This window comes from Clostridium simiarum (assembly GCF_018919175.1).
Lineage (GTDB): Bacteria > Bacillota > Clostridia > Clostridiales > Clostridiaceae > Clostridium_L > Clostridium_L simiarum.
This window is the reverse complement of the sequence record NZ_JAHLQL010000001.1, coordinates 1,337,305-1,364,247: the sequence shown is the minus strand read 5'-3', so window position 1 is coordinate 1,364,247 and position 26,943 is coordinate 1,337,305. Positions and strand designations below refer to the sequence as shown.

The following is a 26,943-nucleotide window of genomic DNA, read 5'->3' as shown; positions in this document are numbered from 1 at the left end:
TAAGAAGAGTTTAACTGTTGCGGCTATTAGAATATATGTGATAGAATATTTCTTAATGGATATAATGGAAAGAAAGGTAGGCAGAGTTATAAGATGACAAGTGTTTTTGATTCATTATTAGAAAGAGGATACATAAAACAAATGACCCATGAAGAGGAGATAAAGGAGCTATTAAAAAAGGAACCAGTAACCTTTTACATAGGATTTGACCCTACAGCAGATAGTTTACATGTGGGTCACTTTATTGCACTTATGTTTATGGCACATATGCAAAAGGCAGGACATAGACCAATAGCTTTATTAGGTGGCGGAACTGCCATGATAGGAGATCCTTCAGGAAAAACTGACATGAGAAAAATGCTTACAAAAGAAGAAATAGAGCATAATGTTCAAAGTATTAAAAAACAAATGGAAAGATTTATAGATTTTTCAGAGGGAAAGGCTATATTAGTTAATAATGCAGAATGGCTTTTAAATTTAAATTATGTTGAGTTTATAAGAGATATAGGTGTACATTTTTCAGTAAATAGAATGCTTACAGCAGAATGTTTTAAACAAAGATTAGAAAAAGGATTGTCTTTCTTAGAATTTAACTATATGCTAATGCAAGGCTATGACTTTTTAGAGCTTAACAAAAGATATGGATGCTCTATGCAGTTAGGTGGAGATGATCAATGGTCTAATATGATAGCTGGAGTTGAGCTTATAAGAAGAAAGGAAAGAAAATCAGCCTTTGCTATGACATGCTCACTTCTTACAAATAGTGAAGGAAAGAAAATGGGTAAAACAGAAAATGGAGCTTTATGGCTTGATAGTGAAAAGACTTCACCTTATGATTTTTATCAATACTGGAGAAATATAGACGATGCAGATGTGGAAAAATGTTTATGCTTATTGACTTTCTTACCTATGGATGAAGTAAGAAGATTATCTAATCTTCAAGGAGCAGAAATAAATGAAGCTAAAAAGGTTTTAGCATATGAAGTTACTAAATTAGTTCATGGAGAAGAGGAAGCTACTAAAGCTAAGAACGCAGCAGAGGCTCTTTTTGGTGGCGGAGGAAACATGGAAAATGTTCCTACAGTTACTATAAGCAAAGAAGAGTTAAATTCTACTTTAGTAGAGATATTAGTTAATAAGGGAATACTTCCTTCTAAGGGAGAGGCTAGAAGATTAATTCAACAAAATGGATTATCTTTAAATGATGAAAAAATTACGGATACGTTAGTCACACTAAAGGAAGAAGATTTTAAAGATGGAATAGCTCTAGTTAGAAGAGGAAAGAAAAATTATCATAAGATAATAATACAGTAATTAAAAATATATTTATTAAGTATTAAGGTTAAGAAACAATTTTAAACTACTCTTTCAAAAAAGAGTAGTTTTTTATATTTATTTAAGCTAAAGTTTAAGATTCTTTCCATTGAAAGTTTAAATATTATTAATAAGGATTTCTTACATATAATATCTATAAGTAAAGTGAGTTGTTCATGTTCAGAAATTCTATTTTTATACGATAATATAGTAATAATTATGAAATTTAACTCTGGAGGATGAAGCTATGCAAAATATAATTAATGTAAATAATCCTTACGGAAGTACCAATAAAAAATTTACATCAAAGCTAACTTTTCAAACAGGAGAGAAGTTTTCAGCAAGAGTGATAGGAACTGGAGATTCTAAGAAAGAGGTTTCTTTAAGATTAATAGATGGTTGGCAATTTAGTGCTGAAGTAGAAGGGGATATTGATCTAGACTACAGAGGTATAAAAAGATTTGTTGTAGAAGGATTTGAAGATGGTAAACTTAAGATAAAGGCTTTAAAAGGAGAAGGTGCTTCTGAAGATAATATTGCGAGTTCTATTAACTCTATATTAGAAGAGAACGGATTATCAGAGGAAGATGGAGCTCTTTTAATTAAAATGCTAAAGCATAATATAGATTTAAATAAGGAGAACATTTCAAAAATAAAAAATTTAGTAGATTTTAAAGAAAAGATATTATCTGATCCGCAAAAAGAGTCGGCTTTTATAGCTAAATATTTAAATAGTAAATCTATAGATATAAATAGTACTGAAGGAAAGAAGATTGAAAAAGTATTAAAAGAATTTTTTAATGAGCTTAAGGATATATCCATAGATGATTTGCTTTTTATTATAGAAAATGATATCCCACTAGATAAAGAAAGTATTCAAAGTTTTAAAAATATGTTCAAAGGAGATAGTGACCTTTATGCTCTATTAAAAAACATAGATGAAATGTTAGAAGAAAGTAATAATAGTAAAGAGGTTCCAACAATTCTTGAGGAAGTTCAAGAAGTAAAGATAGAAGAACTAGAAGTACCAAAAGCAGAAGTTATAGAAAGGGGAACTCTTGATGAGAAAAAAGTAGAAGATATCTTATCTCAAGGTATAAAAGATGTACTAAAAATGGATATGAATATTAATAAGGATTCTTTGTCTGATTTAACTTCTGTATTAAATAGGTATACAAAAAATAACTTGCTAAATAATTTAGATGAATTTTGTAAAATAGGAAAAATAAATATAGATGATATGTTGGAATATATCGCAAAAGGGGAATTTAATGTACAGGATTTTGAAAATCTTTTTTTACTTGTGGATATAGGAGAACAACAGATTTCTAATTATAAAGATCAACTAAAGCTTGAAATAAAAAATATGTTTCCTCAAGAGCTTATCTTAACGGAAAATGAAATAAATAATCTAACTGCTTTTATGGAAGAAAAAACTGAAGCACAATCTCTTACAAATTTCAAAAAGGTTTTATCAAATGTGTCGGAAGATATGTCTAAAAGCATATCAATTTTAGATAATTTAAGTGAAGAAAGTATAGCTAAGATTTTGAATATTCAAAGTAAGGAAGGGCTAAGCTCTAATGCAACTGTAAAATTTTTAATGGAATTTGTGAAGGATGCAAAAAAACATGATGGGTTAAATATGTTAAAAGAAAATTTAGGAGAAGTTTTAAATTCAACTGTGGTAGAAAATAGTGAAACCCTTTTAGGAGTAGAAAGTTCTAAAGATAAAAGCTTAATTCAAGAAAAAGTAGCTAATACTATATCTAATGAACTATTAAAAGAGGGTGCAGAGGCAGTAAAAAATCAAATAAATATAAAAACTGAAGATATGAAAAATATAATTAAAAGTATATTAAATAAATCCTTAGAGGGGAAAGATAATATTAATAATATATTATCAATTATAAGAGATAATATAAGTGATTTCAAAGTATTTAATACAATTTCAAATCAATACTATTATATGAACTTACCTATATCATTAAATTATAGCGAGTATCCTTGTAAGATAATCATAAAAGATAAGCGAGAAGAGGGTAAAAAAATTGATTCAAAGGATGTTAAGATGGTAGTCACTGTAAAGACTCAGTTTTTAGGAGAAGTGGATGGATTTATAAAAGTAAAAAATAATTTTATGAATTTAGAGATAAAATCTCATGAGAAATTTACGGATATATTAAACAAGAAAAAACAAGTTTTAGTGGAGTCTTTAGAAGGATTAGGGTACCAGTGCGAAATTAAAGTTTCTAAAAAGCAGGTTGTTTCTGATATAATAAATTGCAGAGAATTTTTCAATGATAGTGATTTTACAGCTTTAAATGTTATGGTTTAAAAATTTAAAACATTAAGTTTAGCTCTTAAGGTGGTGGTTTAACTGTGAAAAAAAGAAGGAAAGCAGCTGCTATTAAGTATGAAAGTTCCTATGATGCTCCTGTTGTTACAGCTAGAGGTATGGGGCAGATAGCAGATAAAATATTAGAAAAAGCAGAGGAAAATGATGTCCCTGTAGTTTACAATAAAGAATTGGCTGACTTATTAAATAATGTTGATGTAGGTGACTATGTACCTTCAGAGCTTTATGAAGCTGTAGCAGAGATAATAGCTTATGTTGCTGATATAGATAAACTTGTGGGAGAAAGGTGAGTGAGAAATGGCCTTATATGCTATATCTGATCTACATCTTGCCTTAAGTGGTGATAAGCCAATGGATGTGTTTGGAGATCAGTGGTTTAAACACGATGAAAAAATAAAAAATAATTGGTTAAATAAAATTACAAAAGAGGATACAGTACTTATTGCAGGGGATATATCTTGGTCTATGACTATGGAGGAAAGCTTAAAAGAACTGCAATGGATAAGTGAACTACCTGGCAGAAAAATATTTATTAAGGGAAATCATGACTATTGGTGGACTAGTATTACAAAGCTTAATTCTATGTTTCAGAATATGAACTTTATACAGAATAATTTTTTTAATTATGAGGATTGGGCTATTTGTGGCACTAGAGGATGGAACTGCCCAGGAGGAGATAATTATACAAGTCATGATGAAAAAATATATAAAAGAGAGGTTATAAGACTTAAATTATCTTTAGATATGGCTGTTAAAAAGGGATACAAGAAGATAATAGTGATGATTCATTATCCTCCTACAAATGAAAGATTTGAAGAATCTGAATTTACCAAGATATTTAAAGAATATGGGGTATCTAAGGTTATATATGGCCATTTGCATGGACCTGCTTTAAATAGGGTTTTAAATGGATATAAAGATGGTATAGAATATATAATGACATCCTGTGATTATATAGATTTTAACCCTGTAACAATTTTATAATAAAATATTATTTCAGGTAGGCGCTTTGCCTACCTGATTTTTATATGAGTTAAAGCAAGGAATTATGGGTACTTCTTAAGGTGATTTTAAGTACTTAATTGTGCTTTTTATATTAAAGGTTTATTTTAAATAAGTCTCTTTTGTACATGAAAATTCAGCAATAACATGAGTTAAATAGCTCTTTGGAACAGAGTATAATGGTATTAAGTAAAGGTTATTTAGATAACCAGGGAGGTTTAAATCATGGGTAGTACGGGCATTAGAGATGCTCAAGATAGTGACAGTAGTATTATGGCTGAATTAATTTATAGTACTGAGAACGAACCAGAGCAAATATGGGGAGGTAAGAGTAAAGAAGAAAATCTAAATATAATAAAAGATCTTATTAGAAATCATAATTCAAGGTATAGTTCAAGCTATTCTAAAATTGCTGAGCATAATGGAGAAGTGGTAGGTGTACTTGTAACAATACCATATAATGAATTAGAATATAGTAATATAAAAACTGATTTAGCCATATTAAAAAATCTTAGAGGGTTTAAAAGAAAAGTGGGTTTTTTATTAAATGAACTGAAGTTTTCTGTTATTAAAGAGTGCAACAAGGGAGATCTTTATATAGCTAATATAGCTGTAGATAATAAAGCTAGAGGTTTAGGTATTGGAAAGATATTAATGGAAGAGGCAGAATTACTTGCAAAAGAAAATAATTACTCCAGATGTACCCTTTTAGCAAAGGACGAATATGTAGCAAAATTTTATAGAAAAATTAATTATAGATTAGTTTATGATAGAAATATATTTGGTAATAGAATAATAAAAATGGCTAAAGTACTATAGTTTTTAAATTAACTTTTTTATAACAAATTAAGGTAATCACTAATTAAATGGTGTTTAAAAGACTATTTCTTAAAAGGGAATAGTCTTTTATTGTATTTAAAAATATTGACATTAATATCAATATATCGTAATATATAAATATAACGATATAACAGGAGATGTGGTAAATGGACAATAATTATAAGAGGTTTCAAGATACAGCAGAATTACTAAAAGTTATGGCTCACCCTGTAAGGTTATGCATTTTAAGAGGTCTTATTAAAAGCGGTGAGTGTAATGTTACATCTATGCAGGATTGTCTTGAAATACCTCAGTCTACTATTTCACAGCATTTGCAGAAACTTAAATCCGCAGGATTAGTGGAAGGAGAAAGAAGGGGACTTGAGATTATTTATAAGATTAAGGATCCTAGAGTTAAGCTATTGATAGAAATTTTGGTTGAAGAAGAAAAGTAAGCTTAAATAATAAATTATTTTGATTTTATCCGCTGGCTGACCGTTCTAATACTCTATCTTCTTCAAAGTGGGAGTAAAGATCGGTTACAGCTTTGGATAATGATTTATAAGCTTCAGGAAGAGTTAAAACTCTCTTTGAAGTTAAGAGCTCTGTTTAATGAAATAGAAAATAATTATAAATTAGGAGGGTATGTATGGGACGTAAAGTATTAATTGTTGGTGGAGTGGCAGGAGGAGCTTCTACTGCTGCAAGGCTTAGAAGATTAGATGAAAGTCTTGAAATCATAATGTTTGAAAGAGATGAGTATATTTCTTTTGCTAATTGTGGATTGCCATATTATATAGGGGAGACCATAAAGGAGAGAGAAAAGTTACTAGTACAAACCCCAGAAGCTATGAAATCTAGATTCAATATAGATGTAAGGGTTAATAGTGAAGTGATAGATATAGATACTAAAGAAAAAACTTTAAAGATTAATAGCAAGGAAAAAGGGATTTACGAAGAAACTTATGACTATTTACTTCTTTCACCAGGAGCTAAACCTTTAAGACCAAGTATTGAGGGGATAAACAGCAAAAAGATATTTACACTTAGAAATATACCAGATACAGATAAAATAAAGGCTTATGTAGATGAAAATCAAAGTGGTAGTGCTGTGGTTATCGGTGGAGGATATATAGGAGTGGAAATGGCTGAAAACCTTAAGGAAAGAGGATTAGATGTTACATTAGTAGAAGCTGCTCCTCATATATTAGCTCCTTTTGATTCTGATATGGTTGTAATGGCAGAAAAAGAATTAGAAGATAACGGAGTTTCATTAATTCTTGGAGATGGTGTTAAAGATTTTAAAGAGGAAAGGAATAAGATATCAGTAAATTTAAATAGTGGTAAAGAGTTAAAAGCTGATATGGCTATATTAGCTATAGGAGTTTCGCCAGATGTCTCTTTTTTAAAGAATTCTGGTATTAATTTTGGAGATAAAGGTCATATAATAGTTGATGATCATATGAAAACAAATGTAGAGGGTATATACGCTGTAGGAGACGCTGTACTTATCAAAGATTTTATAAACGAAAATCCTTCAGCTATTCCTCTAGCAGGACCTGCCAATAGGCAAGGCAGAATTGCTGCAGATAATATATGTGGTATAAATTCTACCTATAAAGGAACACTTGGAACTTCCATAATTAAAGTATTCGGACTTACTGCTACTAGCACTGGAAATAATGAAAGAACATTAAAGAGATTAGAAATTCCTTATAAGGTTATCTATGCTCATCCGAATTCTCATGCAGCTTACTATCCAGGTGCTGTTCAAATGTCTATTAAACTTATATTTAATGAAGATGGTAAAATATTAGGTTCTCAAATATTAGGCTATGATGGAGTAGATAAGACTATTGATGTAATAGCTACGGTAATAAAATTAAAAGGTACAGTAAAGGATTTAACGGAACTTGAATTAGCTTATGCACCACCATATTCTTCTGCTAAATCACCGGCTAATATGGCGGGATTTATAGCAGAAAATGTTTTAGAGGGAAGAGTAGATACAATTAATTTAGAAGAACTTGAAGAGTTTACTGAAAATGAAAAGATATTATTAGATGTAAGGGATGAAGTAGAAGTAGATAACGGAAGTATAGATAAAGCTATAAATATTCCTGTTAATTCCTTGCGAAGCAGAATTAATGAATTAGACAAGGATAAAGAAATCTGGGTTTATTGTCAAGTAGGGCTTAGGGGTTATATAGCATCAAGAATATTATCTCAAAATGGATTTAAAGTTAAGAATTTAACTGGAGGTTATAAGAGTAAAAAGGCTTCAGAGTTTAAACCCTCAGAAATAGATAATTTTAATGCTACAAGTAAAGAAAATAATTCAAATAATAATACTTCAGAGATAGAGTTTCATAAAGAAGTAGACGCCTGCGGTTTATGTTGTCCTGGTCCATTAATGACTGTAAAAAGTAGTATGGATCAACTAAAGGAAGGAGAAATATTAAAGATTAAGGCTTCTGATCCAGGTTTTTATGAGGATATAAAATCCTGGTGTAATACTACAGGAAATCAACTCTTAAATGTAAATAAGGAGGCTGGAATAATAATAGCCTTAGTAAAAAAAAACTCTAACAATGATGAGATAAAGAGAGAATGTACCATGACAAGCTCTCGGGTTCAATCTAAAGATGGAAAAACTATGGTGGTTTTTAGTGGGGATTTAGATAAGGCTATAGCATCTTTTATTATAGCTAATGGAGCAGCTTCTATGGGGAAAAAGGTAACAATGTTCTTTACCTTTTGGGGAATAAATATTTTAAGAAAAGGTGAAAAGGTAACTGTAGTTAAAGGTTTTATGGAAAAAATGTTTGGATTTATGATGCCAAGAGGTACTAAAAAGCTTAAATTATCAAATATGAATATGGCTGGTATGGGTCCAAAGATGATAAGAAAAATAATGAAGGACAAGAATGTATCATCTCTTGAAGAATTAATAACAGCAGCTATAAACAGTGGAGTAGAAATTGTAGCTTGCCAAATGTCTATGGATCTTTTAGGCTTGAAGAAAGAAGAGTTAATAGATGGAGTTAAAATAGGAGGGGTTGGATACTATTTAGGAGAAGCAGAAGATTCTAATGTTAATTTATTTATATAAGTAAATAAAAAATAGCTAGTAGTCTACACTAGCTATTTTTTAAAACAGATATTTAAGTATAAATAAACTATACATAATTAGGGTATCTTTTTAATAGACAGCTATTTAGTAAAGGATGACTCTATATTATGTATTCCTTCATTAATAGTTTGTATAGCTGTATTCTGTGCTTCTATGGTAGCTGCAATCTCCTCAGAAAGAGAAGAGTTTTCTTCAGATAAAGAGGATATTTCATCAATAGAAGATATTATTATATCCTTCTTTTCAGAAGCATTTGTAAGATGAACTATACATTGGTCTATTTCTTCTACAGATTCATTTAATTCACTTTTAATTGTTATAAAAGTATTTTTAGTTTGGCTTATGGTAGCTTGTTGGCTACTTAATGCACTATTTCCGCTAGCCATTGCAGAAGATGTGTTTAAAATATCTACTTTTATTTCTTCTAAAATTTTGGTGATATTTTGAACCGCTATCTTTGAGTTTTCTGCAAGTTTTCTAACTTCTCCTGCAACTACGGAAAATCCTTTTCCAGCTTCGCCTGCTCTAGCAGCTTCTATGGCTGCATTAAGTGCTAAAAGGTTCGTTTGACTGGCTATTTGACTTATGGAGTCTGTGATTAAGTTTACAGACTCTAATTTTGATACCAGATCACTAACCGTAGAGTTTGAAACACTAAGAGCCTCTTGAAGCTCATCGAAAGAAGAGTCAAGAGAATTAATGCTCTCTAGTCCTTCATCAGCCTTTTTATCACTATCCATAACCTTGATTTGAACATTAACTACATTCATGGCTAGATTTTCCATATCATTTCTAAAATCTTGTAATATTTCAGTAGCTTGAGATAAATCTTTACTCTGAGCCATGTTACTAGAGGACATTTGATGAATAGAAGAATTTATATCTGAAGATGTAGCAACTACATATTCCATATTACCCTTTAATGCAGAGATTTCTTCTATTATATGTACCTTATCATCGTTTATAATTTTTTCATTTTCTGGTTGGATACTGTAATCATGTTGGCTATTTTCAATAGGAGTAGATACGCCAATTTCTTTTTTGTGTTCAGTGTTTTTTTTGCTAAAAAAAGCCATAGTTAACCTCCTTATATGTATCAACCTTACATTTATATAACAAATTTAATTATATCATATTTTTACTTAAAATTCATTTATTATGCAAATTTAACTAAATTATTTAAATAAAAAGGAAAAAATACCCTTTTTATGCTTGGATTCTAAAGTAGCATTTTTTTCTAAATCTTCTGTCTCTGATTTTGCTCCAGTAGAAGATTTTATAATATCTCTTTGATCCCTTGCCAGGTCTTTAATTTTCTGTGGCACTGAAGGAGTAGTTATTACCTTGCTAAACCATAGTAAGGACTGCTCATAATTTTCTGTTCTTCTATTTAATTCACCTATGAGATACATAGTTGTATATCTATGCATACCATATATAGGAAAATCCTCATTGTAATAGGCTTGATTAAAGCCTTCAAGTGCCTTTTTCATAAAGATATTTTCCTGATTGGAGTTTTCAATTAGCCTATACATCCAAGCTAACTTTAAGCAGTTCATAGCTTTAGAGCTGGCCTTAGACTCCATAACTACATAGTTTAAAAGAGAGAGTTTATAGCGTTCTATGGCTATATTTATATCATAAGTATCAGGATAAACCTTTCCAGTCCACTTAGTAGATATACTCTCTTTTATCATTTTTATTTGATAATTTTTTATTTTTTCAAAGTCTACTTTCATGGCGGCATAACCGCAAACATTGCATAGCCAAACATCATAAAAGTAAGGGTTGATGTTATCATGTCTTAGAAAAAAGTCAGAATCTTTTTTTATTACCCTAGGTGCAGAGATTTTTACTGCCCTGGCCTTAAAACTATTTCCACATACAGGGCATGTTATTTCTTTGTTGTATAGCATAGAAAGTTGCTTTTCAGTATCATCTAGATTTTTAATCTGCTTTTTAGTTTCACTAGTTTCTTTTTTAAATATTTCTATACCATTTATGTTGTCGAAACCTAATGATTCAAGACCTGAAAAGATTTCTTCATTATTTTTGTTAGAATCAGTCATGTTTACACCCCATATGAATTAAATGTTGTTTATAATAAAATAATAGTAAAGTTTTTGGTTTAACCTGGAACCCTTTATTCTACTTAAAGCCTAAATATCATTATCCATTTATATATCTAATATTATATTTGTAGAAGATTGGAGTATTATGACATATAATCATTGGATAAATAATATAATTATAGCATATATAAGTAAGAATATAAAAGGAAGTATGAAAAATCTTAATTTTTGTAGAAAATTATATAATACTAGTTTTTTAGTTATTTAAAATATATGCTATTATAAACTTAAGAGATTTTTGTTATAATGTAATCAATAAAAGTAATTAAAGTGTTTAGAAGGTGAGGCTATGGCTATAAAAGAATGGAAGTCTTTTTTAACTCCATATGAACAGGCAGTTGAGGAGTTAAAAGTAAAGTTTAGAAGTATAAGAAAAGAATATAGAAGAAAAAATGAATATTCACCAATAGAGTTTGTAACAGGAAGGGTTAAAGAAATATCTAGTATACTAGAAAAGGCTAGCAAATTTGATATTCCTTTAGATAGACTTCAATATGAAATAGAAGATATAGCTGGTATCAGAGTAATGTGCCAGTTTGTTGATGATATAGAGAAAGTTGTGGAGCTAATAAGAGAAAGAAAAGATATGCAAATAATGTATGAAAAGGATTATGTGACTAATGTTAAAGAAAGTGGTTATAGAAGCTATCATATAATAATAAAATATCCAGTGAATATGGCTGAGGGCCAAAAGGAAATATTAGCTGAGTTTCAAATAAGAACTCTTGCCATGAACTTCTGGGCTACTATAGAGCATTCTTTAAATTATAAGTATAAGCAGGAAATACCAGAAGAAATAAGAGGTAAACTAAAAAATGCAGCAGATTCAGCATTTCAATTAGACCAACAAATGCTAGAAATAAAAGATGAAATAAAGGATGCTCAAAAACTATTTGAAGTAAAGTCTGATATAATATCAAGCATAATAAATAACATACTTACACTGATTTCTTTAGGCAAAATAGCAGAGTCTAGTAGGTATCAAATTCAATTAAATAAGCTAGTAGAAGAGGGAGAAGTGTGGGAACTCAACAATCTTCTTTTTTCAATAAAAAGGGATGTTGATAAGTTTAAAGAGTTATAAGTAACTTAAAAGTAGTATTTTAAAATTAAGCATATATTATCATGAGAATAAAAAGTAATATTGAAAATGCAAGGGGATTTATTTAAATAAATCCCTTTATTAATGGTGCACAATTTAATGATATATGATATAATTACTATCAAATAATAATTACTGTTTATTAAAAATATTATTATTTCCAAATGGAGTTCATCCAATAAGAATGAGATTTCTAAAGTTTAAGTATAAAAAACTTAATTATAACTATTACAGCTATAGTTATGGTTAAATAATAAAAGTTAGTTAAAGGAGAATAGGTAATGTCAAAAGAAGAATTAGAATTAAAATTAATTTATGAAAATCCTTTTCACATTAAGAATATAGAAAGTCCTAGTTTAGAGATGCAGCTTATTGCTGTTAAAAAAAATGGCAGTACAATTCAGTATATAAAAAATCCCTCAATAGAGGTTCAAAAGGAAGCAATAAAGTCTAATGCTTATGCTATAGAATATATAATAGACCCTAAGGAAGAAATACAAATATTGGCTGTGAAAAGTTCTTGGAATGCTTTAAGATATATAAAAAATTCTACAGATAAAGTTAAAAGTGAAGCAGTAGGAGCTAAAGGATGGGCTATACAGTTTATTAAAAAACCATCAGAAGAAATACAAATTATGGCGGTAAAAAAAGATTATGATGCTATAAGATATATAGAAGATCCTAGTGAAGAGGTTCAACTAGCAGCAGTTAATAATTATTGGGCAGCTATTAAATATATAAAAGACCCCTCTATAAGTGCTCAAAGAGCTGCAATAGCACAAAGTGAAGAGGCCATCACGTATATAGATATTTATGAAGAAAATAAAATTAAAACTTTTCTACAAGCAAATATAAATATCTTAAAATACATTTATGAAGATGTGGCAGAGGAATTAGTGGATGAGGTTTTAATGGATAAATTTAAGGATGAAAATATAGATGAAAAGTATGTTAGAGACTTTTTAAATTTAGAAATATTAGATATGGATAAGATAGAATTTATCTATAATTATGGAAGTAAGAGAGCAAAACAAATTTTAATTGATTATAAACTAGCAATATAAATTCAAGTAGGTAATCATAATAGAAAGGAAGTATTTTTGTGAAATTTTCTGATGCCTTATTAACAGTAGATTTAGTATTAAGAAGTGAAGCGGTTCCTCTAATCATCGGAGAAAGTGGTATAGGAAAAACTTCTTTAGTTAAAAAGTTAAGTCTTCAAAAGGGAGATTATTTAGTAACCATAGATGCCAATCTTTTAAAAGAAGGAGAGATAGGCGGACTTCCTACAGTAGAAGATTATGAGGTTTTTGAAGGAAGTAATGCAGGAAAGAAAAAGAGAACCATATATGCAGTGCATACAAAATTAGTAGATATTGACGAAGCAATAAAAGAAGATGAAAATAGAAAAGTTATACTATTTATAGATGAGATAAATAGGTGTGAGCACAGTGTTCAGCAGGAACTTATGAATTTGATATTAAATAGAGAGATAAACGGATATAGCCTTCCAAAGAATGTTGAAGTAATTGCCGCTATGAATCCATCAAATAAATATGACTCCTTTGAAAATAGTGAATATCAAGTAGTAGATATGGATCCAGCTCAAGAAGATAGATTTGTATGGATAGAAATGGATTCCGATGCAAATGAGTGGATAAAATGGGGTATGAGTAAGGATGGAAATATACATGAACATATATTGGAGTTTATTTCTACCTTTCCACAATATCTGCACACACCAGATTCCATGGATACCATAAAAGCTACACCAAGAAGTTGGGAAAGAATTTCAAAGGCTTATAGAATATTTTTAGAGGTTAAAGACACCTATCCTTCTAATATATTCTATAATGTGGTAAAGGGAAATGTAGGTTCAGCTATAGCACAGGATTTTATATCCTTTATAAAAAACTATAAGGCTTCTTCTATAAAACCACAAGATATATTTGTAAGTGAGGTAATAAGTCAGGATATAAAAGACAGAGTAAAAAGGGAGAGTCATTCTAAACTTTATATTATAGGAAAAAATGTATTAATGTACTTATATGAAAGTTCCCATAGTGAAAAAGAAATATCCTTGTTTTCAAGATATTTAAAATTATATCCAATGGATTTAAGAATGGGAATAATGAAAGAAATAAGGGAAGAGTATAAAGAGAATCTTTATAAAGAGTTTTTGGATAATGAAGATTTTATTGAGTTATTCTTTTCTTGCTTTCTTTGGAGATGATATGGATGGGAAGTAGATCAATAGAAACTTTAAGGGTAGATCTTCTTAAAAGACTTGCAAAGTTTTATACAGGTAATAAAGAAGAAGATAAGATCATTATGGTTAAAAACTTTGGAGACGAATTTAAAAGAGATTTTAATGAGTTATTAGAAAGATGTATACTTTCCCTAATGGAGGGAGAGGATAACTTTTTCGGACTTTTTATGATTCAAACTAAGAGAGAAATAAGTTTTGACATAGAATGGCCCATAAGTACAGAGATAGATATATCAGGTTTTAAGATGTATTTTAACCCTTGGAAGTTTTTAAATTGTAGCTTTGAAGAAATGAAATCTCTTATAAAACACGAAATATACCATATTATGTATGGGCATCATGTTAGAGCTAAAGATTTGTATAATAAGTATGGTAGAACTCCTGTAAATCTTGCTATGGATATATCTGTGAATCAATTTATAAAAGGATTACCTAGTTGGGCAGCAAAGCTTGATAATATAGCCTTAGAATTTAACGTGGAGCTTAGAGAAGACTCTACAATGGAAACCTATGCTAAAGAAATATATGAAGCTATACAGAAAATCATGAGAGAAGCTCCAGATAAAAAGATTAACTTAAAGGAATTAGAAGATTTCGATTTAGAAAGTCTTCATAATTCATGGGAAAATCCTGCCCAAAGCATAAATAAGGAGGATATGAAGGAACTTGTAAAAAACACTGCAAGAAATGCTCATAAGGGTAAGTCGCCTAGAGGGCTAGAGGAAATTTTGGCTGCTTTAAATAAGGTTCCAGAAATTAGTTGGGTAGATTATCTTAAGAAAATAATAAGATCAATGCCTTCAGGTCACAGAAAAACTATTACTAGAAAGGATAGAAGGCAACCCAATAGATTAGAATTAAGAGGAACATTAAGAGATAATATATCAGAAATACTAGTAGCAATAGATATAAGCGGAAGTATTACAGATAAAGAAATAGAGCAGATATTTACAGAGATATTTGGAATAATTAAAAATAAAGAGGTACGAGTTACCGTAATAGAATGTGATGATAAGGTTAGAAGAGTATATAAATTAAATTCTAAAAAGGATTTAAAACCTAGGTTAGATAAAAAAGGTGGTACTGCTTTTTCGCCAGTTTTTGAATATATAAATAAAAAGTCACTTAGAAATTCACTTCTTATATATTTTACAGATGGACTTGGGGAAGAAGAATTAAGGGTTAAGCCTATTAATTATAAAACTCTTTGGATTTTAACAGGTAAGGGAGAAAGGTTATCTTTAAAAAAGTCTTATGGGGAAATAAAAAGATTAAAAGCTAAAGGCCAGTATGAAGCGGACAATACTTATGGATTAAAGGTTATGAGAGAAATGCTTCATGACTGGGCTAGATAAAACACTGAAAATATATTAAAAAAGATTATTAATATGTTTAAAATAAATCCCATAAAAAATAAAGAATAGAAGGTGTAAAATCACTTTTCTATTCTTTATTTTGTTTATATGTTATTTATAAATATTAGTGGCAACCACCGCTACAACCTGAGCAACCACCGTCACCTAAATCCTTTATAGGTTCAAGCATCAAGCCTCTACCATTTTCAGCAGAGGAAGTTATCATAAACCCATGGAAATCTTCTACAAGAGATTTCTCTATAAGGAAAGTAACATCCTTTACTTTTTCAACTATATCTGTATCCTTTTGTTCATCCAGAACAATATTAAATGAAGGGCCACTTCATCCCATACCAGCTAGATTAATCCTTATAGTATATTCAGGAAGATTATTTTGATCTAGAAGTTCTTTAAACTCGTCATAAGCTACGTCACTTATTTTAATAACATTCATGTATATCCCTCTTTTCTTAAATAAGTCATATCTAAATAGATAACTAATTTTTGCACTATACTGGTTAAGCAAACTCAGGTAATAGCAAAGCAGCATTAATACCCATACTTTATTGCTTACTTTAAAAATTCTAAGACTTTTTTACCAAGGATTTATTTTATAATGTTTAACTAATAGCATAACTTAGTTTATCCTAATATCCTTACAGATATTAAGTAACTAAATGGTTTATAAACTAATTATAATATAGAGATGGTATTATGTATAGTGATAGGTATATATTTAACTATAGATAAAACAAATACTATATAAATTATTTTATAATAATAGCTATTTAACTTTAAAGATTAGAAAAATATTTCTATAACCATACAAAAAAGAATTTTTAAATAAAAATAAAGGAAATGTATTAAAGATCATACATTTCCTTTATAATTAAATTAAATTTTTAGACTTACAAAAAACTTTATATCATTACCATGGCACTCCGCCCAAATGTTTCCTTCGTGTAGTTCTACGATGCTTTTAGAGATGGCCAGGCCTAAACCACTACCTCCCTCAGAGCTACTCCGTGACTTTTCAACTCTATAAAATCTGTCAAAAACTTTATTTAGATCAGAATCTGAAAAGGAATCACCTTTGTTAGAAATGCAAAGAATAGCCTCACTATCTTCTTTATATAATTTAATATAAACGGTGCTAGGCTTATAACTATATTTTATTGCATTCATTAATAGATTTTCAAAAACTCGAACCATCTTATCACCATCTATATTTACTAGTATTTTGCTAGGTTCTATATCTTTATGAAGTATAATTTCATTCTCTTCTGCTACTGGAACAAGTTCATATATAAGTTGTTCAATAAGTTCATTAAAAGATACATTTTTTTTATTTAAAGGGATACCTTTATTAGATAACTTAGTATATTCAAATAAATCTTCTATTAAAATTTTTAGTTTTTGTGATTTATTAAAAGCTATATCTAAATAATCTTTCATTTGATCTTCATCTTCGTACTTACCGTCCTTTAAAAGACCTAGATAGCCCATTATAGAGGTAAGGGGAGTTTTTAAATCATGGGATACATTGGTTATAAGTTCACTTTTTGTATTTTCAGCTTTAGTGGTTTCCTCTATTTTATTTTTTAGCTCCTTTTCCATATAGTTTATGTTTTGGGCTAACTTAGATAATTCATCGTATCCTTTTATATCTATATTGTAATCTAAGTTACCGGTGGATATTTGTATAAGTCCATGAGATATTTCCTCAATATATTTTACTTTTTTTCTAGTTAACAATAAAAATAATAAAATAAAAGCAATAAGGGCTAATATTATACCTAAAATTGAAAATCTAGTGCCATAGTGATATTGATTATGTTCCGTAGGAGATGGAACAGCACTTAATATTAAATAACCATTAGAATCCTTAAATTTCAAAGGATATATGCTGTAAAAAAGGTTTTTATCATAAGAGTTTTTTCTATATTCCATAGAAGTTCTCATAATGTTTTCAATGCTTAACTTAGAAGCTACAAAATCCTCTTTAGAATAAATTATATTTCCATCTAAGTCCGTTATTACTATGTTTATACCTTTATCACGAGTATAAGAATTTTCTATGATTAAATTTTTTATTTCATCTTTATCATTTATACTTAAATTTTTAGTTTCTATATAATTGCCTAAATCTAAAGTATTAGAATCTATTCTAGTAATTCCTTCAGAGTAAGAGGTATAAGTATTCATAGAATTAGACTTAATATAAGAAGTTTGGAATATACCTAGTATTAATCCACATAAAGTGAGACATATAGCAATTACAACTAGAAGTTGAAGTCTAAGCTGCTCTTTTATAGATTTTCTTACAAATGCATAAAATTTTTTAACCCTATTTTTAATAGAGGGTATTCTATTCTTCAATTTTGTATCCAACCCCCCAAACAGTTTTTAAATATCTAGGCTTTCTAGGGTTAACTTCTATTTTTTCTCTTATTTTTCTTATATGTACCATCACTGTATTATTAGATTCCATGTAATCCTCGCCCCATACTCTTTCATAGATTTTTTCTATGCTAAATACCCTGTTCTTATTTTCTGCTAGGAGCTCTAGAATTTTAAATTCCATAGGTGTTAGTTTAATTTCTTCTTTTCCTACAGTAACTTTATAATTAGTTGAATCTATTACTAGATCATCTATTTCAATTACACCTTCCTTTACAAAATTTTGAGGGATATTTAATTTTTTATATCTTCTAAGCTGTGATTTCACTCTCGCAATAAGCTCTAAGGGGTTAAAGGGTTTGCAAACATAATCATCAGCACCGGTAGTAAGACCTATAATCTTGTCCATGTCTTCCGTTTTAGCAGATAACATTATAATAGGAATATTTTTTTCTTCTCTGATTTTTATGCAGGTTTCTATGCCGTCCAACTTAGGCATCATTACATCCAATATTATTAAATCTATCTTTTTGTTCTTAAGAATTTCTAGAGCTTTTATTCCATTTTCTGCTTTAATAGTTTCATAGCCCTCATTTTTCATGTAAATGCCTACTAAATCTCTTATTTCTTTTTCATCATCTACAATTAATATATATTCTTTATCCACTAAAAAGGCTCCCTTCATATAACATCTTATATAATAATATATCAAAAAAATGAGTAAAAACACATGTTAAGAAAATATTAAGAATTTTTTAAGGACTTTTAAAGAGGTTTATTAGGATATTCTTAAGTATTCCTCTATATAATTAATTCATAGATTAAAATAAGTTTCTAAGGGAGAGTATTATGGAGGGTGTAACATTTTTAAAGCAATATATTTTAAATTGGAGAACTGTAGGAGCTATATTTCCAAGTTCTAAAAAACTGGCTTGTAAGATGGTAGATAATATAGATTTTGAAAATGCAAAGTGTATAATCGAATATGGACCTGGTACAGGAGTATTTACTGAAGAATTAATAAGAAGGAAATATTCTAGTACTAAGCTATTTATAATTGAGTATAATTATGAATTTTATAATATGTTAAAAGAAAAATATAGTAAGGTAGAAAATCTTTATATAATCAATGATTCTGCGGAGAATATAGAGGAGTATTTGAAGAAAGAAGGCATAGAAAATGTAGATTATATAGTTTCAGGATTACCTTTTGCAAGCCTTAAAAAGGAGATGTCTGAAAATATACTAAATAAAAGTAAAGATATATTAAAAGTTCATGGAAAATTTATTACCTTCCAATATACCTTGTTTAAAAGAAACTTTATAAATAGATTTTTTAACAACATAAATATAGATAAAGTTATGATAAATATGCCACCGGCCTATGTTTTTATATGTGAAAATTAAAAAAGACGACTTAGTCGTCTTTTTATTATTTAACTACTATATTTACAAGACGGCCTTTTATAACTATGACTTTTACTACGGTTTTGCCTTCTATAAATACTTTTATCTCTTCGTTATTTAGAGCTTCTTCTTTAATAGCATCTTCAGTGAGTCCAGATGGTATATTTATTCTAGATTTTATTTTTCCATTAATTTGTATAGCTATTTCAACTTCATCTTTTATTAAAGCGTTACTGTCAAATTCAGGCCATTTTTGGTTAAATACTGAGTAACTATTATCATTAGATTCTGATTTATATAGTAAGTTCCATTGTTCTTCAGCAAAGTGAGGAGCAAATGGAGCAACAAGTTTTATAAAATCTGTTAGTGTAGCTTTAAGCAATTCTAAATTCTTTTCTTCTTCATTCATATATTTAGATAAAGCATTTGTTAATTCCATAAGTCTTGCTATAGCTGTATTAAATTGAAGTATTTCAGAATCAGAGGTAACATTTTTTATAGCAAAATGTCTCCAGTAGTTTAATTCCTTTTCATTTTTGTCCATGGTAGATTTATTGGACTTATTATCTTCAATGGCTTCTCTTGCTGAATCAAGAACTCTTTCCATCCTGTCAACAAATCTTGCTACAGATTTTATTCCATCATCGCTCCAAGCGCCACCTTCAACATAAGCAAAACCAAACATTAGGTACATTCTAAATACATCAGATCCATGTTGACTTATATATTCATCAGGAGAAATAGTATTCCCCTTGGATTTACTCATTTTTTGACCATCAGGACCAAGTATTAATCCTTGATGAGTTAATGAAGTAAATGGTTCATCAAAGTTTAAATATCCCATGTCTCTTAAAGCCTTAGTTATAAACCTAGAGTAAAGAAGGTGCATGCAAGCATGTTCAGGGCCACCTACATATTTATCCACAGGTAACATTTTATTTATTTTTTCTATATCAAAGGCTTTTTCACTATTGTTAGCATCGGCATATCTTAAATAATACCAAGAGGAGCACACAAAGGTATCTAAAGTATCTGCTTCTCGTTTTGCTGGTTTACCACATTTAGGACATGTTGTGTTTATAAAACTCTCTGATTTAGCTAGTGGAGACTTTCCATCTGGTGTAAACTCTACATCATAAGGTAATACTACCGGAAGTTGGTCCTCTGGAACAGGTACAGTACCACAATGTTCACAATGAATTATAGGTATTGGAGCCCCCCAGTATCTTTGCCTTGATACAAGCCAATCTCTTAATCTGTAATTTGTTTTTTCTGAGCCAAGTCCTAAGGATTCTAACTTTTTAACCACAGCTTTTTTACCTTCTTCTGAGGTTAATCCATTAAATTCATCACTGTTTATCATAGTACCATATTCAGTATAAGGAAGTTCCTCTCCACCCTCTATAACTCTTTCAATAGGAAGGTTATATTTTGTTGCAAAAGCAAAGTCTCTTTCGTCATGAGCAGGAACAGCCATAACAGCACCAGTACCGTAAGTTGAAAGTACATAGTCCCCAATCCATATAGGGATTTCTCTTCCATTTATAGGATTTATAGCATAGGAGCCAGTAAATACTCCTGTTTTTTCTCTAGTTATAGATTGTCTTTCAATATCAGATTGTTTTTTGGATTCAGCTTTGTAAGATTCAACTTCTTCCTTGTGATTAGCTGAAGTTAATACGTCTACTAGAGGATTTTCAGGTGCAAGAACTACATAGGATACTCCAAATAAGGTATCTACTCTGGTGGTAAATACATCAAAGCTTAAGTCAGAATCCTTTACCTTAAAGGTAACCTCAGCACCAGTGGATTTGCCTATCCAGTGTTTTTGCATTGATTTAGTCTTTTCAGGCCAATCAAGAGAGTCTATTTTCTCTAATAATTCATCTGCATAATCAGTTATTTTTAAAAACCATTGAGTTAAGTCTTTTTTTGTAACCTCAGTGTCACATCTTTCACAAGCACCATCAAGGACTTGCTCATTAGCTAGAACTGTATTACAGCTAGGGCACCAATTTACAGGAGCCTTTTTTCTATATGCTAAACCTTTTTCATAAAGTTTTAAAAAAAGCCATTGAGTCCATTTGTAGTAATCAGTATTACAAGTTACTATTTCGTGATCCCAATCAAACATAGCTCCCATAGCCTTAAGTTGCTGTTCCATAGTTTTTATGTTCTGTACTGTGGAATCCTTAGGATGGATACCTGTTTTTATGGCAAAGTTTTCTGCTGGTAATCCAAAGGCATCAAATCCCATAGGCTGGAACACATTATATCCTTGCATTCTTTTCATTCTTGCCCAAGAATCTACAGGACCATAGTTAAACCAGTGACCAGCATGTAACTTACTTCCTGAAGGGTATGAGAACATTTCTAATACATATAATTTTTTATCCAAATTATTTTCGTCAAACTTATATAACTTAGTTTCTTCCCATTTCTTTTGCCATTTTTCATCTACTGAAGTATTGTATTTAGCCATTAAACTTCCTCCTTATAAAAAATAAAAATTATTTTACTAACTTAATGTTTAAAAGTTATAGTTAATTTTAGAATATATAATTTAAAAGAATAAAAAAAGCTCTCATCTCTTATAAAGAGACGAAAGCATATTCCGCGGTACCACTCTGATTAGGCTATAATAAAATAACCTCTCTTAAAAAGATAAGGGATTTACCCTGCTTGCATTTCCTCAAGCTAGCTCCTAGGCGAGTTCATAAAAGTTTATCACTGTTTTTCACCAACCAACAGCTCTCTTTGGACTAAACTTAATACTAATATTCCTAATCATTGCATCTTTGTTTAATTATAAATGATATTATAAATCATTGTATATAATAGGTCAAGAGATATTTATACTCTTTTATGTTCCCAAGTTCCCTTTTTATAGAAGACATACACTACTATAACTTCAACTATATTAGCTATTAAAAAAGTTGACCATATATAATTCATAGGTAGCTTAAGTACTCGAACCATTATAGCAATAAGTGGAATTTGTACCCCCCATCTTGAAATAAGACTAGATAACATAAAAGGAGTATTATGCCCAGAACCTGAAAATACTGATCCAAGTCCCATAGAAACTCCAGAAGCTATTAAGGCTGGCGTCATAATTTTAATCATCGGTATACCAATATCTATAACAGCAGGGTCTTTAATGAATGATTTCATAATAAAAGAAGGGAATAAGAATGCCATTATAGTTAATAAACACATCAAAGATATATTTATTAAGGTGCTATATTTAACAGTTTCCTTAGCCCTACTTATATTTTCAGCACCAAGGCACTGGCCTACTATGGAACTACTACCTATGGCAAATCCAAGTAAGGGCATAAAGGCAAAGTTAAAAAGCTTATTACCTATACCAATAGCAGCTAAAGCATTGGTACCATAATCTGAAACAAAGTATATAGTTATCATTCCGGAAAATTGTCTAAATAGCATTTCAACTCCAGAAGGAAGACCTATAGTTAAAAGTTTTTTATCAATTTCTAAGTCTAATTTAAATATGTTTTTTATTTTGATTTTTATTTTTCCTTTACCAGAGATTAGAATATAAAATCCAATAATAAAGGCTACTACAGTGGATATTACAGTAGCAATTCCTGCACCTAGCACTCCAAGGTTAAGCCCTGGTATAGATGTGCCTGGTATAGTTTCAAACATAAATATAGGATCTAATACTACATTTAAAATTGAAGATACAATCATTATCTTCATAGGAGTCTTAGCATCTCCAAGGCATCTTAAAGCTGTGTTTACAGTGTAGGATGAAAACATTATAGGTAAGAAAAATATTCTTATATACCCATATTGTAGGGCAGATTGAATTACATTTGTATCCTTAGAAAAAATATTTAATAAAGGTTTTATGGTTAATAACATTATAATTGCGGCAATTACTGCAACTAGAGCTTTAAAAATTAGAGTTTGCTCAATTGCTAGACTAGTTTTATTTTGGTCCTTAGAGCCATAGCTTTGAGATATCAAAGAGATGGAACTAGTACCGATAATTTCATTTAAAATATCTACCATCCAAAATATAGTAGAAAAAAGAGTAACTCCTGCTACGGCAGAAGAAGAAATTCTACCAATCCATATAATATCCACTATATCGTATACGGATTGTAGTAGGAAGCCAAGCATAGTAGGTATAGACATTTTTAATAGATTTCTTTTTAAGTCACCTGTAAGCAAATCATTAGTATCTGTAGTCATGATGTAATATCCCCCTTAAATTCTTTGTACCCCCTAAGTAGTTAAGTATATTTTAACATGGAAGAGAATTTAATAAAATGTTAAATATGGAAAATTAATAATTAGATATATTATATTCCAGAAGGAGATTTTGGTGATATACCCTTTTCATTTAATATATCATAAATAGTTTTTGAAGAGGTATCTTCCATGGTGTAACCTAAAAGTTCTACTACTTCCTTTAACTCTTCTTCAGTAGAAGTTTCAACTTCTATGTAAGGAAAAGGACAAAAGGATTCATCGTTTATATCTATTTCAATTAAAGAATTTTTATATTTATAGCTTTCTCTATACTTTTTTATAGAACCTATAAGCTCTAGGCCTAAAGATTGAAATAACTTAATAGCCTCATCACCATCATTTACTTCTATTTCAACTTCTTCCATTACCTTAAATTTATCTTGGCTTATCATTTTTTTAGTGGTCATATAATATTTAACTTTATTATTTAATAAGTCCTCCACAGATCTCACCCTTGCATATCCCTTTTTTGATAGAAGACTTTTATTTGGAAAATCAAATATATTATTTATTTGGTTTTCGCATTTAACTTTTTCTAAATTAAGAGAATTTATTTTGGCTCTTATACTCCCTAAATCAATGTCTATAATTTTTGTTTCAAGTTCTTTCATGATTTAGCTCCTTTCATTTATATTTAAACTGTATTATAATATGATATAATATTTCATTGTAAATATCTATGATTATAGGAGGGGAATTGATGGATAATTTTTATGAACAACTAGTAACCTCTGAAAAGAGTCTTACTTATAAAGTAGCTAATGTCATGGTTTATGGACTTGGCGTACTGGCATTTTTAAGTTTATTATTTAGACAGATTTTTTTGGCTATAATATTAATAGCTGTAGCAGTAGGATTGTTTTTTTTGAAGAAAAATCTTTTTGTTGAATATGAATATGCATTTACCAATGGAGAGATAGATATTGATAAAATACTAGAAATGAAGAAAAGAAAAAGGGTATTAACCTTTCAGATAAAAGATGTTGAGATACTGGCTAAAGAGAGCAGTGATGAGATAAATAACTTTAGTAATAAGCCAAATAAGGTTTTGGATTTATATCCTACAAACTATAATGGAGAGTTATTTGTAGCAGTTTTAAATAAAGGGGCAGAGAAGGTTATGCTTAGATTTGTTCCAGATGAAAAGTTTTTAAGCTTAAGCTTTAAATATAACCCTAAAGCCGTTAAAAAGAATAAATAAAGATTTTATGAAAATACTAGGTTGGTGAAGACATGGAATATATTAATGATATACATATAAACGAAGCTATAATACATGTGTTAGATAATAATGGTGAGGAACCCTTACTTAACTCTTTTACTTTAGATTTAGATGAAGAGATATATAAATTCTTGCTAAAACACATGGATAAGCTTTTAAAAGATGAGGAACTTAAATATGCATTTTTTAACTCAGGAAGAAATATTGTTAAAGAAGCGGCACAGGAATATTTAAATGGAGAAAACGATATAGTTACTGTATCTAAAGACATTGCAAATCAGCTTTTTACTCTTATGAACTCTAATGGTAACATTCCATCCTGTGATCTTATTGTGGTGTCCATATCTACAGAACATAGTCCAATGCTTGCTATATTAAAGATGGATTATGTAAAAAATTACGTACATAAAATAGATTTTGTTGAAGATAACATAGGAATAAATATTGTATCTCAAACTACAGGATTACCTTCTAGTGGACAAAAGATACAAAAGTGTGCCTTTATTAAACCTATAAGAGAGGAGGATAAGTTCCATCTTATGGTTATAGATAAACAAAGCAAGTCAAAAGAAAAAGAAGAATATGGCTCTAATTATTTTATTTCTAATTATTTGGGATGTACTCTTATTGATAATGAGAGAGATATGACTAAAAATTTGGTGAAGGTAACAGAAAACTGGACTAGAAATAATGTAAAAGAGGATGCGTATAGGGCTGAAAACATAAGAACTACCATAAAAAAGAAACTTAGAGAAGATGACATAATTGATATTGAGGAACTTTCTACAGATCTCTTTAAAGAAGAGCCTTTGGCAAAAGAGAATTTTATTCAATTTGCAGAAGCTCACGGTTTAGATAAAAAGGTTCCTATAGATAAAGAGTGGGTAGAGAAAAAGCTTAAAAGAATAAGGCTTAAAATAGATAAAGATATTGATCTTTACATTAATGAAGAGGCTTATCATGATCAAGATAGATTTGAAATAAAAAGAAATGGCGATGGAAGCATAAACATGATAATTAAACATGTGATTAATTATATAGAAAAGTAACAAATAAAAAGTGCAATCCTTAATTTGGATTGCACTTTTATATATGAGTTATTTATTCATACTGTCAACAGAACCTAAAACAAATTCTATTTTATCTTCTACTACTTTTTGTACAGCGCTTCTTCCAGCACCTAAGTATTTTCTTGGGTCAAATTCTTTTGGATCTTCTCCAAAAGTTTTTCTTATAGCAGCAGTCATCGCAAGTCTTAAATCTGTGTCCATGTTAATTTTGCAAACAGCCATAGAAGATGCTTTTCTTAACATATCTACAGGAATTCCTTTTGCTCCTGCTATGTTTCCACCAAACTTATTGCAAGTTGCAACAGCTTCAGCATCTACAGCGGAAGCGCCGTGAAGAACTATTGGGAAACCAGGTAATTTATTTTGAATTTCTTCTAATATGTCAAATCTTAATTTAGCTTCTCCGGCAAATTTAAATGCACCATGGCTTGTTCCTATTGCTATTGCTAAGGAATCCACACCAGTTCTTTTAACGAAGTCAACAGCTTGCTCTGGATCAGTATATACATGAACATCACTTTTAACGTCATCTTCAACTCCCGCTAAAACTCCTAACTCAGCTTCAACAACTACTCCATGAGCGTGTGCATATTCAACTACTTCTTTGGTTTTTCTAACATTTTCTTCATATTCAAAGTGAGAACCATCAAACATAACAGAAGTAAATCCACTAGCTATTGCAAGCTTTACAGCATCTAGATCTGGACCATGATCTAAATGAAGTGCAGCATCTACTCCAGTTTCTTTAATAGATGCATCTACCATAGCCTTTAAATATTCTGGTCCAGCATATTTAAGTGCTCCAGTTGAGCATTGAAGTATTACAGCAGAGTTTTTAGCCTTAGCAGCTCTCATTACCCCTTGAACTATTTCCATATTGTTAATATTGAAGGCTCCTATTGAATATTTACCTTCGTAAGCTTTTTTAAACATTTCTTTAGTAGTAACTAATGCCATAAAAAAAACCACCTTTCATTAATCGTATAAATATCAGCTATTTTTGATATAATATTTAAGGGACTCCATTAGTCCCGCTGGGACTTAATTTATATAAGTATATTATATAGCAATTGAA

Annotated in this window: 23 protein-coding genes and 1 other annotated feature; of the genes, 14 read left to right on the top strand and 9 right to left on the bottom strand. The window is 29.7% G+C overall.

Going from position 1 to position 26,943, the window contains the following annotated elements:
- The first annotated feature begins 93 nt into the window (after positions 1–93).
- From tyrS to KQI89_RS06475, 7 genes are all read left to right on the top strand, one after another.
- A complete protein-coding gene (tyrS, locus tag KQI89_RS06505; protein WP_216456393.1) occupies positions 94–1,314 on the top strand; it encodes a tyrosine--tRNA ligase in 1,221 nt (406 codons plus the stop codon).
- Positions 1,315–1,561: 247 nt separating this feature from the next.
- Positions 1,562–3,652: a hypothetical protein gene (locus tag KQI89_RS06500; protein WP_216456392.1), complete on the top strand. Its 2,091-nt coding sequence runs from the start codon at positions 1,562–1,564 to the stop codon at positions 3,650–3,652.
- A gap of 44 nt (positions 3,653–3,696) precedes the next feature.
- Positions 3,697–3,963, top strand: a complete 267-nt coding sequence (locus tag KQI89_RS06495; RefSeq protein WP_032122272.1) for an EscU/YscU/HrcU family type III secretion system export apparatus switch protein — start codon at positions 3,697–3,699, stop codon at positions 3,961–3,963.
- A gap of 7 nt (positions 3,964–3,970) precedes the next feature.
- Positions 3,971–4,657 carry a metallophosphoesterase gene (locus KQI89_RS06490; RefSeq protein ID WP_216456391.1) on the top strand — a complete coding sequence of 229 codons (687 nt, stop codon included), beginning with the start codon at positions 3,971–3,973 and terminating at the stop codon, positions 4,655–4,657.
- 243 nt (positions 4,658–4,900) lie between these two features.
- Positions 4,901–5,494 carry a GNAT family N-acetyltransferase gene (locus KQI89_RS06485; RefSeq protein WP_216456390.1) on the top strand — a complete coding sequence of 198 codons (594 nt, stop codon included), beginning with the start codon at positions 4,901–4,903 and terminating at the stop codon, positions 5,492–5,494.
- Between the two features lie 167 nt (positions 5,495–5,661).
- The gene (locus tag KQI89_RS06480; protein ID WP_216456389.1) at positions 5,662–5,949 is read left to right on the top strand and encodes an ArsR/SmtB family transcription factor; all 288 of its coding nucleotides are present in this window, start codon (positions 5,662–5,664) and stop codon (positions 5,947–5,949) included.
- A 194-nt stretch (positions 5,950–6,143) separates the two neighbouring features.
- On the top strand, positions 6,144–8,606 hold the full coding sequence (locus KQI89_RS06475; RefSeq protein WP_216456388.1) for a DsrE/DsrF/DrsH-like family protein: 2,463 nt from the start codon (positions 6,144–6,146) through the stop codon (positions 8,604–8,606).
- 101 nt (positions 8,607–8,707) lie between these two features.
- Here KQI89_RS06475 and KQI89_RS06470 read toward each other — a convergent pair whose 3' ends face one another.
- Both KQI89_RS06470 and KQI89_RS06465 read right to left on the bottom strand, forming a co-directional pair.
- Positions 8,708–9,703: a methyl-accepting chemotaxis protein gene (locus KQI89_RS06470; RefSeq protein ID WP_216456387.1), complete on the bottom strand. Its 996-nt coding sequence runs from the start codon at positions 9,701–9,703 to the stop codon at positions 8,708–8,710.
- A 99-nt stretch (positions 9,704–9,802) separates the two neighbouring features.
- Positions 9,803–10,696 (bottom strand): DUF2225 domain-containing protein, encoded by an 894-nt coding sequence (locus KQI89_RS06465; protein WP_216456386.1) that lies wholly within the window; start codon positions 10,694–10,696, stop codon positions 9,803–9,805.
- A 352-nt stretch (positions 10,697–11,048) separates the two neighbouring features.
- Between KQI89_RS06465 and yjbM the strand changes: the two genes are divergently transcribed.
- The 4 genes from yjbM to KQI89_RS06445 all read left to right on the top strand — a co-directional run bounded on the left by yjbM (position 11,049) and on the right by KQI89_RS06445 (position 15,485).
- Positions 11,049–11,843: a GTP diphosphokinase gene (gene yjbM / locus KQI89_RS06460; RefSeq protein ID WP_032122266.1), complete on the top strand. Its 795-nt coding sequence runs from the start codon at positions 11,049–11,051 to the stop codon at positions 11,841–11,843.
- A gap of 299 nt (positions 11,844–12,142) precedes the next feature.
- Positions 12,143–12,925 carry a hypothetical protein gene (locus KQI89_RS06455; RefSeq protein WP_216456385.1) on the top strand — a complete coding sequence of 261 codons (783 nt, stop codon included), beginning with the start codon at positions 12,143–12,145 and terminating at the stop codon, positions 12,923–12,925.
- Between the two features lie 38 nt (positions 12,926–12,963).
- A complete protein-coding gene (locus KQI89_RS06450; protein ID WP_216456384.1) occupies positions 12,964–14,094 on the top strand; it encodes an AAA family ATPase in 1,131 nt (376 codons plus the stop codon).
- A 5-nt stretch (positions 14,095–14,099) separates the two neighbouring features.
- A complete protein-coding gene (locus KQI89_RS06445) occupies positions 14,100–15,485 on the top strand; it encodes a vWA domain-containing protein (protein WP_246582963.1) in 1,386 nt (461 codons plus the stop codon).
- 343 nt (positions 15,486–15,828) lie between these two features.
- Here KQI89_RS06445 and KQI89_RS18240 read toward each other — a convergent pair whose 3' ends face one another.
- The 3 genes from KQI89_RS18240 to KQI89_RS06430 all read right to left on the bottom strand — a co-directional run bounded on the left by KQI89_RS18240 (position 15,829) and on the right by KQI89_RS06430 (position 18,570).
- Entirely contained in the window at positions 15,829–15,939 is a 111-nt protein-coding gene (locus tag KQI89_RS18240) for an iron-sulfur cluster assembly accessory protein (RefSeq protein WP_484793043.1), read from the bottom strand.
- Between the two features lie 440 nt (positions 15,940–16,379).
- Positions 16,380–17,864, bottom strand: a complete 1,485-nt coding sequence (locus KQI89_RS06435) for a sensor histidine kinase (protein WP_216456382.1) — start codon at positions 17,862–17,864, stop codon at positions 16,380–16,382.
- On the bottom strand, positions 17,854–18,570 hold the full coding sequence (locus KQI89_RS06430) for a response regulator transcription factor (protein ID WP_246582962.1): 717 nt from the start codon (positions 18,568–18,570) through the stop codon (positions 17,854–17,856). The genes KQI89_RS06435 and KQI89_RS06430 overlap by 11 nt, the downstream gene beginning before the upstream one ends.
- Positions 18,571–18,734: 164 nt before the next feature.
- On the opposite strand from KQI89_RS06430, the gene KQI89_RS06425 reads away from it, so the two are divergent.
- Positions 18,735–19,292, top strand: coding sequence for a class I SAM-dependent methyltransferase (locus KQI89_RS06425; RefSeq protein WP_216456380.1), 558 nt, complete (start codon positions 18,735–18,737; stop codon positions 19,290–19,292).
- A gap of 25 nt (positions 19,293–19,317) precedes the next feature.
- Here KQI89_RS06425 and leuS read toward each other — a convergent pair whose 3' ends face one another.
- The 3 genes from leuS to KQI89_RS06410 all read right to left on the bottom strand — a co-directional run bounded on the left by leuS (position 19,318) and on the right by KQI89_RS06410 (position 24,187).
- Positions 19,318–21,774 (bottom strand): leucine--tRNA ligase, encoded by a 2,457-nt coding sequence (gene leuS, locus KQI89_RS06420; RefSeq protein ID WP_216456379.1) that lies wholly within the window; start codon positions 21,772–21,774, stop codon positions 19,318–19,320.
- 112 nt (positions 21,775–21,886) lie between these two features.
- Positions 21,887–22,092 (bottom strand) — a binding site (T-box leader).
- Between the two features lie 53 nt (positions 22,093–22,145).
- Complete coding sequence (locus KQI89_RS06415) at positions 22,146–23,516, bottom strand: MATE family efflux transporter (protein WP_216456378.1); 1,371 nt, start codon at positions 23,514–23,516, stop codon at positions 22,146–22,148.
- Between the two features lie 110 nt (positions 23,517–23,626).
- A complete protein-coding gene (locus tag KQI89_RS06410) occupies positions 23,627–24,187 on the bottom strand; it encodes a class IV adenylate cyclase (protein ID WP_216456377.1) in 561 nt (186 codons plus the stop codon).
- Positions 24,188–24,276: 89 nt separating this feature from the next.
- Here KQI89_RS06410 and KQI89_RS06405 point away from each other — a divergent pair, with 89 nt between their 5' ends.
- Together KQI89_RS06405 and KQI89_RS06400 are read left to right on the top strand one after the other, a co-directional pair.
- Positions 24,277–24,777, top strand: coding sequence for a DUF6106 family protein (locus tag KQI89_RS06405; RefSeq protein ID WP_216456376.1), 501 nt, complete (start codon positions 24,277–24,279; stop codon positions 24,775–24,777).
- 32 nt (positions 24,778–24,809) lie between these two features.
- Entirely contained in the window at positions 24,810–25,847 is a 1,038-nt protein-coding gene (locus KQI89_RS06400) for a nucleoid-associated protein (protein WP_032122259.1), read from the top strand.
- A gap of 48 nt (positions 25,848–25,895) precedes the next feature.
- Here the strand turns inward: KQI89_RS06400 and fba are convergent, their stop codons facing one another.
- The gene (gene fba, locus KQI89_RS06395; protein ID WP_216456375.1) at positions 25,896–26,825 is read right to left on the bottom strand and encodes a class II fructose-1,6-bisphosphate aldolase; all 930 of its coding nucleotides are present in this window, start codon (positions 26,823–26,825) and stop codon (positions 25,896–25,898) included.
- Positions 26,826–26,943 lie beyond the last annotated feature (118 nt).

What these genes read in the sequence shown, in the direction of transcription:
- tyrS (WP_216456393.1), top strand. Translation starts at nt 94, where the DNA reads ATGACAAGTGTTTTTGATTCATTATTAGAAAGAGGATACATAAAACAA.
- KQI89_RS06500 (WP_216456392.1), top strand. Translation starts at nt 1,562, where the DNA reads ATGCAAAATATAATTAATGTAAATAATCCTTACGGAAGTACCAATAAA.
- KQI89_RS06490 (WP_216456391.1), top strand. Translation starts at nt 3,971, where the DNA reads ATGGCCTTATATGCTATATCTGATCTACATCTTGCCTTAAGTGGTGAT.
- KQI89_RS06485 (WP_216456390.1), top strand. Translation starts at nt 4,901, where the DNA reads ATGGGTAGTACGGGCATTAGAGATGCTCAAGATAGTGACAGTAGTATT.
- KQI89_RS06480 (WP_216456389.1), top strand. Translation starts at nt 5,662, where the DNA reads ATGGACAATAATTATAAGAGGTTTCAAGATACAGCAGAATTACTAAAA.
- KQI89_RS06475 (WP_216456388.1), top strand. Translation starts at nt 6,144, where the DNA reads ATGGGACGTAAAGTATTAATTGTTGGTGGAGTGGCAGGAGGAGCTTCT.
- KQI89_RS06470 (WP_216456387.1), bottom strand. Translation starts at nt 9,703, where the DNA reads ATGGCTTTTTTTAGCAAAAAAAACACTGAACACAAAAAAGAAATTGGC.
- KQI89_RS06465 (WP_216456386.1), bottom strand. Translation starts at nt 10,696, where the DNA reads ATGACTGATTCTAACAAAAATAATGAAGAAATCTTTTCAGGTCTTGAA.
- yjbM (WP_032122266.1), top strand. Translation starts at nt 11,049, where the DNA reads ATGGCTATAAAAGAATGGAAGTCTTTTTTAACTCCATATGAACAGGCA.
- KQI89_RS06455 (WP_216456385.1), top strand. Translation starts at nt 12,143, where the DNA reads ATGTCAAAAGAAGAATTAGAATTAAAATTAATTTATGAAAATCCTTTT.
- KQI89_RS06445 (WP_246582963.1), top strand. Translation starts at nt 14,100, where the DNA reads ATGGGAAGTAGATCAATAGAAACTTTAAGGGTAGATCTTCTTAAAAGA.
- KQI89_RS18240 (WP_484793043.1), bottom strand. Translation starts at nt 15,939, where the DNA reads ATGAATGTTATTAAAATAAGTGACGTAGCTTATGACGAGTTTAAAGAA.
- KQI89_RS06430 (WP_246582962.1), bottom strand. Translation starts at nt 18,570, where the DNA reads ATGAAGGGAGCCTTTTTAGTGGATAAAGAATATATATTAATTGTAGAT.
- KQI89_RS06425 (WP_216456380.1), top strand. Translation starts at nt 18,735, where the DNA reads ATGGAGGGTGTAACATTTTTAAAGCAATATATTTTAAATTGGAGAACT.
- leuS (WP_216456379.1), bottom strand. Translation starts at nt 21,774, where the DNA reads ATGGCTAAATACAATACTTCAGTAGATGAAAAATGGCAAAAGAAATGG.
- KQI89_RS06415 (WP_216456378.1), bottom strand. Translation starts at nt 23,516, where the DNA reads ATGACTACAGATACTAATGATTTGCTTACAGGTGACTTAAAAAGAAAT.
- KQI89_RS06410 (WP_216456377.1), bottom strand. Translation starts at nt 24,187, where the DNA reads ATGAAAGAACTTGAAACAAAAATTATAGACATTGATTTAGGGAGTATA.
- KQI89_RS06405 (WP_216456376.1), top strand. Translation starts at nt 24,277, where the DNA reads ATGGATAATTTTTATGAACAACTAGTAACCTCTGAAAAGAGTCTTACT.
- KQI89_RS06400 (WP_032122259.1), top strand. Translation starts at nt 24,810, where the DNA reads ATGGAATATATTAATGATATACATATAAACGAAGCTATAATACATGTG.
- fba (WP_216456375.1), bottom strand. Translation starts at nt 26,825, where the DNA reads ATGGCATTAGTTACTACTAAAGAAATGTTTAAAAAAGCTTACGAAGGT.